The organism is Agromyces ramosus, assembly GCF_030817175.1.
Classification (GTDB): domain Bacteria; phylum Actinomycetota; class Actinomycetes; order Actinomycetales; family Microbacteriaceae; genus Agromyces; species Agromyces ramosus_A.
The window spans coordinates 2,901,110-2,911,388 of sequence record NZ_JAUSYY010000001.1 but is presented as its reverse complement, the minus strand read 5'-3'; the positions used below and the strand labels follow the sequence as shown (position 1 = coordinate 2,911,388).

The 10,279-nt window shown below is 70.3% G+C and carries 7 protein-coding genes; 3 read left to right on the top strand and 4 right to left on the bottom strand.

The window, feature by feature from the left end:
• The first annotated feature begins 120 nt into the window (after positions 1–120).
• The gene (locus tag QFZ26_RS13650; protein ID WP_307042996.1) at positions 121–591 is read left to right on the top strand and encodes a DUF4383 domain-containing protein; all 471 of its coding nucleotides are present in this window, start codon (positions 121–123) and stop codon (positions 589–591) included.
• 80 nt (positions 592–671) lie between these two features.
• On the opposite strand, the gene QFZ26_RS13645 is transcribed toward QFZ26_RS13650, so the two are convergent.
• On the bottom strand, positions 672–1,997 hold the full coding sequence (locus QFZ26_RS13645) for a Gfo/Idh/MocA family protein (RefSeq protein WP_307042994.1): 1,326 nt from the start codon (positions 1,995–1,997) through the stop codon (positions 672–674).
• A gap of 215 nt (positions 1,998–2,212) precedes the next feature.
• Between QFZ26_RS13645 and QFZ26_RS13640 the strand changes: the two genes are divergently transcribed.
• Positions 2,213–3,262: a LacI family DNA-binding transcriptional regulator gene (locus QFZ26_RS13640; protein ID WP_307042992.1), complete on the top strand. Its 1,050-nt coding sequence runs from the start codon at positions 2,213–2,215 to the stop codon at positions 3,260–3,262.
• Positions 3,263–3,305: 43 nt separating this feature from the next.
• Here the strand turns inward: QFZ26_RS13640 and QFZ26_RS13635 are convergent, their stop codons facing one another.
• The gene (locus QFZ26_RS13635; RefSeq protein WP_307042990.1) at positions 3,306–6,374 is read right to left on the bottom strand and encodes a DUF5107 domain-containing protein; all 3,069 of its coding nucleotides are present in this window, start codon (positions 6,372–6,374) and stop codon (positions 3,306–3,308) included.
• Between the two features lie 105 nt (positions 6,375–6,479).
• On the opposite strand from QFZ26_RS13635, the gene QFZ26_RS13630 reads away from it, so the two are divergent.
• Complete coding sequence (locus QFZ26_RS13630; protein WP_307042988.1) at positions 6,480–7,343, top strand: helix-turn-helix domain-containing protein; 864 nt, start codon at positions 6,480–6,482, stop codon at positions 7,341–7,343.
• A 27-nt stretch (positions 7,344–7,370) separates the two neighbouring features.
• Here QFZ26_RS13630 and QFZ26_RS13625 read toward each other — a convergent pair whose 3' ends face one another.
• A complete protein-coding gene (locus QFZ26_RS13625) occupies positions 7,371–9,332 on the bottom strand; it encodes a hypothetical protein (RefSeq protein ID WP_307042985.1) in 1,962 nt (653 codons plus the stop codon).
• A complete protein-coding gene (locus QFZ26_RS13620) occupies positions 9,329–10,267 on the bottom strand; it encodes an aldose epimerase family protein (RefSeq protein ID WP_307042982.1) in 939 nt (312 codons plus the stop codon). Before QFZ26_RS13620 ends, QFZ26_RS13625 begins: the two co-directional genes overlap by 4 nt.
• Positions 10,268–10,279: the final 12 nt, after the last annotated feature.

Here is a 10,279-nt window from a genome sequence, read left to right as displayed (position 1 = left end):
CATCGTGCGTATTGAAACTGCTGCTCGCCCGCGAAATCAACCCCCTGACGAATCCGGTGAGCGACGCACATCATGGCGAATGGAGTCGCACCACTCCCCGACCCGCTGAAGGGAACACAGATGTCCAACACAGCCAACCCAGTCGCCAGATACGCCGAAACGGCCGTGCAGAAGGCCGCCCTGGTCGTCGGCATCGTCTTCCTGGTCGTCGGCATCGCGGGGTTCATCCCGGGCCTGACCACGAACTTCGAGACGATGGAGTTCGCGGGCCACGACTCCGGGGCCATGCTGCTCGGGATCTTCCAGGTGTCGGTGCTCCACAACATCGTGCACCTGCTCTTCGGCGTCGCCGGAGTCGTCGTGGCGAGGAGCTTTGCCGGGGCGCGCAACTACCTCATCTGGGGCGGTGTCGTCTACGCGGTGCTGCTCGTCTACGGGGTGTTCCTGAGCGGTGACCACCCGGCGAACTTCGTGCCGTTGAACTCGGCCGACAACTGGCTGCACGCGTTGCTCGCCATCGGCATGATCGCCCTCGGCCTGCTCCTCGGCCGGCGCGACGTCCGAACCACGACGGGGACCGCCCGGGCGTAGCGCCCGAGGGGTCCCGGGTCTGCGCGGGGCGGCACGCTGCACCGTCCCCGCGCAGATCCGACGCCGCCGCGCGGCATCCGTCAGATGCCCAGCTCGAGCTCCGAGATCAGCACGGGGGCGCCGCTCGCAAGCGACAGGTTGCCCGCGATGCCGACCGACACGGCTTTCACGCCGTCGACGTATCCGGCGACGCGGTCGAGCGGCTCGTCGACGGCGACGCGGTGGAACAGGTGGTCGAGCAGGTATGCGTCGCCGCCGCCGTGGCTGCCGATGCCGGCCGGGATGGGCACGACCTGGGCACCCTCCCAGTGGCGCTGCAGCACGAGCCGTTCGGAGTCGGGGCGCACCTCGTCGACCGCCGAATGGTCGGGGTGCATGCTCGGGTCGACGACCACGCGGCCGTCGTCGCCGATGAGCACGGCACCGCGCTCCACCACCTCGAGCTCGGCGCGGCCCTCGGTGCCGTTGACGGTGACGCGGTAACCCTCCCAGGGTGCGTGCGCGTTGAGCGAGTAGCTCATGGTCGCGCCGGTGTCGTAGTCGACGAGGGCGGCCAGGTTGTCCTCGATCGTGATGTCGGCGTCGAAGACGTCGCGATCGCGCAGGTACCCGTCGTGCTCCTCGTTGTCGAGGTAGAGCTCCTTCATGCGCGGGTCGGCGGCGAGGTCGAGCGCGAACGGGTCGCCCGTGACGCCGGTGCCGCGCGAGGGCCGCTTGCCGAGTCCGCGGGCGGCGGCGTTGTCCGCGCCGTAGAACCGCAGGCCGCCGCTCGCGAACACCCGCGTGGGCGTGGCCTGGATCCACCAGTTCACGAGGTCGAAGTGGTGCGACGCCTTGTGGATGAAGAGCCCGCCCGACTTCGCCTTCTGGCGGTGCCAGCGGCGGAAGTAGTCGGCGCCGTGCACGGTGTCGAGCGCCCACTCGAAGTGCACGCTCGTGACCCGCCCGATGCCGCCCCCGGCGATGACCTTGCGAAGCGTGGAGTTGCGCGGGCTGTAGCGGTAGTTGAACGTCGTGATGACCTCGCGCCCGGTCTCGGCGATCGCCTCCCCGATGCGGCGCACGCTCTCGGCGTCGATCGTGAGCGGCTTCTCGACGACGACGTCGGCACCGGCGCGCAACGACCGCACGACGAAGTCGGCGTGCGTGAAGTCGGGCGTGGTCACGATCACGCGGTCGAGGCGTTCGTCGCGGATCATGCGCTCGAGGTCTTCGGGGGCGTAGCGAACGGGCGACGGATGCCCCGCCGCGACGACCTCGCGCTCGTACACGTCGAGGCGCCCGGGGTTCACGTCGCTCCACGCGACGAGCCGGGCGACGTCGGCGTGGTCGCCGATGAGCGCCTGCACGTACATGCCGGCGCGGCTGCCCGTGCCGATGAGTCCGTACCGTTCCTGCTGCGCCATCGCGTGCTCCACTCGGGTCGAGGTTATGAGAAAGCGCTTCCCGTGGGACATCCGCGACGCCGTCGTCCTACTTGCGCTCAGGCGGGAAAGCGCTATCTCAGTGTTGTCTCAGTTCTATCATCCGCACCGCCCGGCGGCCAAACCTCCCGGGCTGCCATGGGGTCGGCGCGGTAGAGTCGAGGCGCCCATGAGGAGCGGCGAACGCAGGAGGACGCATGACCGACGACGGCATCGCAACGAGCCGCAACACGCCGGCGACCCTGCACGACGTCGCCCGCGAGGCCGGCGTCTCGCTCGCCACCGCGTCGCGCTCGCTCAACGGCAGCACGCGCAAGGTGAACGAGGAGTACCGCAAGCGCGTGCTCGAAGCCGCGCGGCGCCTCGACTACTCCCCCAATCTCTCCGCCCAGGCCGTGGCTCGCGGCACGACCACGACGGTGGCACTGCTCGTGGCCGACATCGCCGACCCCTACTTCTCCTCGATCGCCGCGGGCGTGGTCGCCGAGGCCGACCGCGAGCGACTCATCGTCACCATGGCCGCGACCGAGCGCGACCCCGAGCGCGAGCTCGAGCTTGTGCGCACCCTCCGCGGCCAGCGGCCACGCGTCATGATCCTCGCCGGATCACGTCCGATGAGCGACCCGACCGGCGGCGCACTCGGCGAAGAGCTCGAGGCATATGAACGGTCTGGCGGCCGAGTGGTGCTCATCAGCCGCAACGAGTTCGACTTCCGCACCGTCATCGTCGAGAACAGCGCGGGCGCCGAGTCGCTCGCACGAGAGCTCGTCGGCATCGGCTACCGCCGTTTCGCCGTGATCACCGGCGGCGAGGGCCTGCGCACCGCTGCAGACCGCGTCGCCGGGTTCCGCGCCGGTCTCGCCGCGACGGGCGGCACCCTCGACGACGACGACATCATCCGCGCGGCCTTCACGCGCGACGGCGGCTACGACGGCATGCGCGAGCTGATCGAACGCGGGCTCGGCGAGGTCGAGCTCGTGTTCGCCGCCAACGACGTCATGGCGGTCGGCGCGCTCTCCGCGATCCGCGACGCGGGCCTCGAGCCCGGAACGGATGTCGCGGTCGCCGGGTTCGACGACATCCCGACCGTGCGCGACGTCACGCCCGCGCTTACGACGGTTCGCGTTCCGCTCGAGGAGATCGGATGCCGCGCACTTCGCCTCGCCCTCGGCGATGAAGAGGCCGCGAACGAGGGCGCGGTGCGCACCGAGGTCGTGCTCCGGCCGAGCACTCCCCCACGCAGCTGACGCGGCGCCAGCTCGGATGCGGCCGGCCCGGCCGGGTGTGTGCCTATGCCCCGCTCGCCGGCGGGTCGAAGAGCAGCAGCTCGGGCAGGGAGGTCGCGAAGTAGTCGGGCAGTCCCGATGTCGACTCGCCCGCGGCAGGAGCAGCGTCGCGTGGAGCGCGAGCAGCTGCCCGGGCGGCCTGTGCCTCGTCACGTCGGCCGAGTCGTTCGAGCGCCTCTGCCCGCACCTCCTCGATCTCATCGGTCGGCGCGAGCGGGTGACGGCCCTCACCGAGATTCCGCGGCACCTCGAGCGCGTTGTCGGCGAAGTCGAGCGCGGCGGTCGGATCGGCTGGCAGTGCGGCGCGAGCGAGTGAGAGGTTCGCGCGCACCCACGCGGCGAGCGAGCGACCCTCGCCGCCCTCCCATGGCGCGAGGCGCCGGCTCTGCAGCACGGCTCTCGCTTCGCCGGCTCGGCCGGCAGCGGTGAGCAGGTCGCACCACTCGATCGTGAGGTCGTCGCGGGCGAGCACCGCACCGGGATGCTCGGCGAGGCGTGAGAGCCGTGCCCCCACGCCGGCCCCCGTGCGCGCGAGCAGCTGGTCGGACTCGTACCAGAGGCGGGCGTCGTCGGGCGCCAGCGCGAGCGCACGTGCGAAGAGCTCGAAGGCGGCGTCCCCGTCACCGGTCGCGTTGAACGTCGCGATCGCGGCGTTGCGCAGCGTCACCGCATCGTCGAGGCCACCGTCGACGGTGGCGCGCCAGTGCGCGAGCGCCTCGGCTTCGCGGCCGCGGTCGTAGAGCAGCATTCCGAGGAGGGCGTGCGCGCGCAGGTCGGCGGGGTCGGCTGCAAGTGCCGCCTCGAGCGCATCGTGATCGTCGAGGCCGCTCGGGAAGCAGCGATCGGGTGTGGCCTCCGCCGCGGCCCGACGTGCACTGCGCGCGTCGGCGGCGAACCCCATCTCGTCGAGCACGACGGCGAGGTGGTAGAGGGCGATCGGCCGAACCGCTCCGGTCGCGGCCCGCTCGAGCAGGCCGGCAGCTGCTGCCCGCTCGCCCATCGCGGCGAGCTCGAGCGCGACGTCGACGAGCGTTCGGGCATCCCGGCCCGGCTTCCGGCCGTCGAGGGTTCGGGCGAGCTGGTCGAGCGGATCCTCGGCGAGCGCCTGCTGCAGCAGTTGCTCCGCCTCGTCGGGCCGGCCGAGCCGGCGGAGCAGCACGATCTCGAGCGCGCGGGAGCGGGTGTCGTCGACGTCGAGGCGGCGGGCGTCCCGAGCCCGTTCGAGGGCCTCGTCGTCGCGGCCGGCCGCGGCGTCGAGCTGCGCGAGCTCCACGAGGGCCGCGTGGGCCCACTTGCGATCCCAGGCTGCTTTGGCGAAGGCGTCGTAGGCGGCCGCCGAGTCGCCCATGCGTCGGAGGATCAGCCCGAGCAGGTACGACGCCTCGCCGTCGGCGGGATTCGTGTTGCGCCGGGTGAGCCGCTCGAATCCGGTGCGCACGCACGCGAGCGCGGCGTCGTACGCCCCGCTCCGGTAGTGATGATCGGCGAGCGCGAGGTTGCAGCGCACATCCCCCGCATCGCGAGCGAGCGCCTCGTGCCAGTAGGGCAGCGGCGATCGGGTCGGATGCCGGTACTGCGCGAGGTGCACACCGGTGAGGTAGAGCTCGTCGGCGCTGTCGATGTCGGCGGGTCGGGGCGGCTCGGTCGCCACCCAGGGCTCGGCGGTTGCGGCATCCGCCGGTCTCGGCCGCCACCGGATGACCGGTGCGCCGCCGCACCGCACCTCGAGCTCGACCGCGTGGGCGGGGAGGTCTTGGGTCGCCGCGGTGGCGACGTGCGGTTCGCCGGGAGCCAGGTCGCCCGCCCATCGGTGCAGCACTCGGCCGTCGGCGGCCGATCGCAGCTCGACGGTCGCCCCGCGCAGCTCGGCCGCCACGGCCACGCCGATCGACGCCGTGCCGCCCGAGACGTCGAGGTGCACGGCGCAGTCGCGGTTCGCCTGGTGGACCACCCCGATGCGCTGGATGGGGAACCACTGCTGTGTGAACCGCTTCGTCTCCCCGGGCATGAGCCACGAGAAGTCGGGCTGGTTGTCGGTGTAGACGCCCGCCATGAGCTCGATGTACGGCCCGTCGCCGTCGGTGAGCAGGTCGTCCCACGCATGCCCGAACGCCGCGTCACCCCAGGTCCACTGCTTCTTGCCCGGGGCGATCCGCCGGTCTGCCACGTGCACGAACCCCGCTTCGGCGGCGTGGTCGTAGCCGCCGAAGAAGTCGTCTTGGGTGTCGACGATCATGTACGACGTCGGCACCGGGATGTTGCGGTACCTGTCGATGCGCCGCTCGGCCTCGGGCCGGGCTGCGTAGTCGACGCCGTAGTACGAACGGTCGGCCGCGGGGAACGCGGTGATGGCTCGCCGGGCATGATCGGCGACGAAGCGCACGTCGGTCGGGAAGAACGACTGGTAGTCGTCGTGCACCCGCGCGGCCACGTTGGCCCACCAGAGGAAGGTCTGCGTCTCGCTCGTGCGATTGTGCAGTCGCACGACGAGCTCGATCGTCGCGCGATCGGGATGCAGTCGCACGCCGTGCATCCCCTTCATGCGCGTGAACGGATCGTGGTCGGAGCACCACACGGTGACGGACCCGTCGGCGTGCTCCTCGATCTCGACGTCGACCGGCATGAACGTCGCGGGCCGGTGATGCTGCGGCCAGTTGAACTCGACGCCGCCCGAGACCCACGGCCCTGCGAGCCCGACGAGCGCCGGCTTGATCACGTTGTTGCGGTAGAAGAAGTCGTACCCGGCGGTCTTGTCGAACCCGACGTGGATGCGTCCGCCGAGCTCGGGCAGCACCATCAGGCGGAGCCACCGGTTCTCGAGGTGCACGGCCTGCCACTCCCGTTCGACGGGTTCCGTCGAGATGCGGTCGGTGAACGGGATCGGGTAGACGCGGCCGCTCGAGCCCTGGTAGACCCGCCGCGACAGGAACATCGGGTAGCGGTCGGCCGGCGCCGGCTCATAGGTGCGAATCGTCACCGGCTGCTGCCAGGCGACCGCACCATCGCCGTCGAGGCGGGCCTGCAGCTCTGCGGGCGCACCGGGGAGGTCGAGGGTTGCTTCGTGTACGTCCATTTGCTCCGATTCAACCCGGTGAGCGGATGCTCCGGAATGATCGAACCCGGAGCCGGGATGGACGATCCGACGATGCTGGGCACGCACGCGTGACACACTTGACCCGTGCCCATCGAAGCGGGATTCCGCAAGCAGCGACTCGCGGTCATTCCGCGGCCCGTCGTCACGGAGGCACTGGTGCGCCCGATCACCCGTCGGTTGGTCGTGACTGACGCCGGCTACTACCCGAACGCGGCCGATCATCTGATGCAGCGACCCGAGGGTGCTGCGGAGACGATCCTCATCATCTGCGTCGCCGGAACCGGCTGGGCCGCCATCGGCGACACCCGGCATCGCATCGGATCGAACACGGCACTCGTCATCCCGAACGGCACACCGCATGCGTACGGGGCATCCGCCGACTCGCCATGGACGATCTGCTGGTGCCATCTGCGCGGAAGCGACCTGCCCGAGCTCGTGGCCGAGATGTCGGTGACCCCGGCGCGGCCGATCGTGCCGATCCGCCACATCGACCGCTCGGCGGCCCTGCTCGACGAGATCGTCTCATCGCTCGAGCGGAGCCACTCCGCGGCCGACCTCGTCGGCGCGGCCGGCACGGCATGGAAGCTCCTCACCCAGCTCGTCGTCGACCGGGCGCTGCCGGCACCGGGCGACCCGGTGGAGCGCGCGATGCAGTATCTCTCCGAGCGATTCGACGGAGACATCCGCGTCTCGGAGCTCGCCGCACTCGTCGGAGTGTCGTCCTCGCACCTCAGTGCGAGATTCCGCAAGGCCACCGGCGGCGGCGTCCTCGCCTTCCAGACCTCATTGCGGATGGCCCGCGCTCGCCACCTGCTCGACACGACCACCGCTCCCGTGGGCGAGATCGCCCGCGACGTCGGGTATCACGACCAGTTCTACTTCTCCCGGCACTTCCGCAGACTGCACGACGCCAGCCCGAGCGAGTATCGCGCTCGGTCGAAGGGCTAGCGTCGCGCAGGCGGTCGGTGCATCAGCTCACGAGATCGACTGATGCCGCGCCGGCAGGGCGCGCAGCGTGAGCTGCAGGGTGAGCCGGATCCGGCTCCGCGGAGGAAGGTCGACCGTGAGCCGGTTGTCGCCGACGACGACGCGCGAGGTCGTTGTGCGCACCGCCGCGGCGGCGAACTCGATCAGCCCGCCGGGGTAGTCGCTGCCGTCGACGATCTCGACCTCGGCCTCGTCGATCCGGTGCTCGCCGAAGGCCCCGGCCTGCACGATCACCTGCGCAGGCTGTCGGCCGCCCAGGTTGACGAGCTCGAGGCTGACACGATCGGCCGTCACCTCATCGACCAGAGCCGCGATGTCCTTCGGAAGGCCAGGGCGTCTTCTCAGCCCGTCGAAGTAGCGCACGCGCGCACCCTGCAGGCCCCCGTTGTAGAGCACCTGTGGTGCGCCGGTCGTCAACTGCGTCAGCACCTCGGTGACCACGGGCTGCACCTGCTGCCAGAAGTGGATGTGATCGTTCTTCGGGTCGTGCGTGACCGTGTCCATGAGCGCGAGCCTGCGGTTGGCCTGGCCGATGGCCATCGTCAGCGCCAGCTCGGGGTAGTCGGGATTCACCCCCCACAAGTAGGAGAGCCACGGCAACTCGTGGCCGGCTTCCTCCTTGTCGCGGAACTCGGTGATCTCGCTGCGCGATCCGGGGTTGCCGGCGATGACGGTCTTCAGCCGGTCCTGGTCGTCGGCAGACATGGTGGACCACCACAACCACGTCGGGAGGGCCATCATCATCGGCCCGTAGTCGAACCAGCCGTTCTCGCCGTACCGGTACGGAACGAGCGTGCCGGGCTTCTCGGCGGCGCCGGTCAGCTTGATCGAGCGGGCGCCCATGCGTGACATCCACGAACCGCGCAGGCTCCACGGCGTCGAAGTGGGGTCTTCTTCCACCGCTTCGTTCATGACGGCGTCGAGTTGGTCGCGAGCCAAGTCGAGGTGGCGCGAATCACCGGTGATCAGGTAGGCGTTCAAGCCGGCGACGAGGGTGCCCATGCCGACGCTGGCAAGGCCGTGCGGCCACGTCCACCCGTAGTGCCCGCCGTACCAGCGTCCGTCGTGCAGGCCTCCGACGACGCCGTCGGGCGCGACGTTGTCGGGAACGATGCCGCCGTTCGCGTGGGCCCGGTCGGCCCAGCCCTGTAAGTAGTGCTGCACCCATTCGGCGTACTTCGGTTCGCCGTCGTAGAGCCACGCGTTCGTCACGAGCGAGGTGGACGCCAGGTTCATCGGGACGTCGCCGAGGCCCATGCGGCTCTGCATCGCGGACCCCATGGCCTGGGCGTTGCCATCATCGGCGAGATCGTCCCACTCTGCGATGCCGGGGAGATGATGCAGAGGACGACCGTACTGTTGCATGTTCGTGAACCGGGTCGAGTAGTTCGCCCATTCCTCGCCGACGCCCGGCCGCAGTCCACGCGAGCCGTTGTGGGGAGCCCCGATGGTGTTGAGCTCGGGGTCGTAGTTCGGGCCGCCGGGCAGGTACAGGTCTGCGAACCTCTTCGCCCGGGCGCGGAACTCCTCGTCCTCGGGATCGGCCGCGCAGATGCCGTAGAAGAACAGGTTCGACTCGCCCTGGTGGAACCAGTCGTATCCGACCTCGTACTCGTCGGCGACCATCCCCATCTCGGTGAGCTGAGTCGTGACCCCGCGCCAGTGATGCTTGACCGCGTCGAGCAAGTCGTCGGCGCCCCCGAGCAGGTACAGCGCCGGCCAGTTGAAGAAGGCCTCGTAGAAATCGTCGGCGCCGTCGCGGCTGTTGATGGCCTGGTCGAAGATGAGCTGCCCGTCGGGTTCGCAATAGAGCTCGGAGAAGGCGCGCCAGCCGTCGTCGAGCAGGTCGAAGAGCCGCCGCTGCAGCACCGCCCAGTTGGGTGGCGTGTGCAGCGGAACGGTCGCGCGAACGACCGTACTCCGGTTGATGTCGTCCGCTGGCTGATTCACAAGTGCTCCCTCGCCTCTCGGCAGCTCGATCGATTCGAATCCCCCGCGACCAGACGGATGCCCCACTCCGCCGACCACCGCTCGCCCGGCTCGAGCCACGTCAGGCCGAACCCGCTCCGCAGAGCATTCGGCGGCGCCGTCATCGGCTCGATCGCGACCGCGACCTCGCCCGCACCCAGTCCGGGCAGGGCATCGGTGATGTACAGCTGCGCGTAGCCGAACTCGGGATCGGCCCAGAGCTCGACCTCCGCACCGCCTCGTTCGCGGAGCCCATGGCGCAACAGCCCGTCGGAGACGTCGAGCGCCGCGAGGCATCCGTGCCGCATCACGTCATCGAGCGGCGTCCAGTCGCGGAGGTCGGATCCGGCCGCGACCGAGCTGATGCCCCGTGGGATGTGTCGTTCGTCGAGATCGAGAACGGCACCCGCGCGGACGCGGATCTCGAGATCGCGGCTCTTCGTGTCTCCGATGCCGAGGTAGGGGTGGGCGCCGACTGCGATCGGCGCAGCCCGGTCGCCGAGGTTGGTGATCTCATGTCGCACTCGCACGCCGTCGGGCACGGCATGGTACTCGACCGCGGTCGCCAGGCGGAACGGATACCCGGCCCGTCCCTCGACCGGCGCCTCGAGACGCAGCGCGTCGGCGTCGGCCCACGCGACGGCGTATCGCGTCTGGGAGAGGAGTCCGTGGTTGGCGTTGCCGAATTCGGGTTCGTTGCACTCCAGCTGCTGGAGGCGGCCGTCCAGCTCCCACAGTCCGCCGTCGACCCGGTTCGGCCATGGAACCAGGACCACGCCGGCGCTCAGCGGCGGCGACGGCTCGACACCCCCGTGCACGAGCACGATCCCGGCGACCTCGAGGCCGCGAAGTCCCGCCGCGTACTCGGAGACCGTCGCCCGTGCGGTTCCGGTACGGAGCTCGTGCAATGCCCCCATCGGGCACCTCCT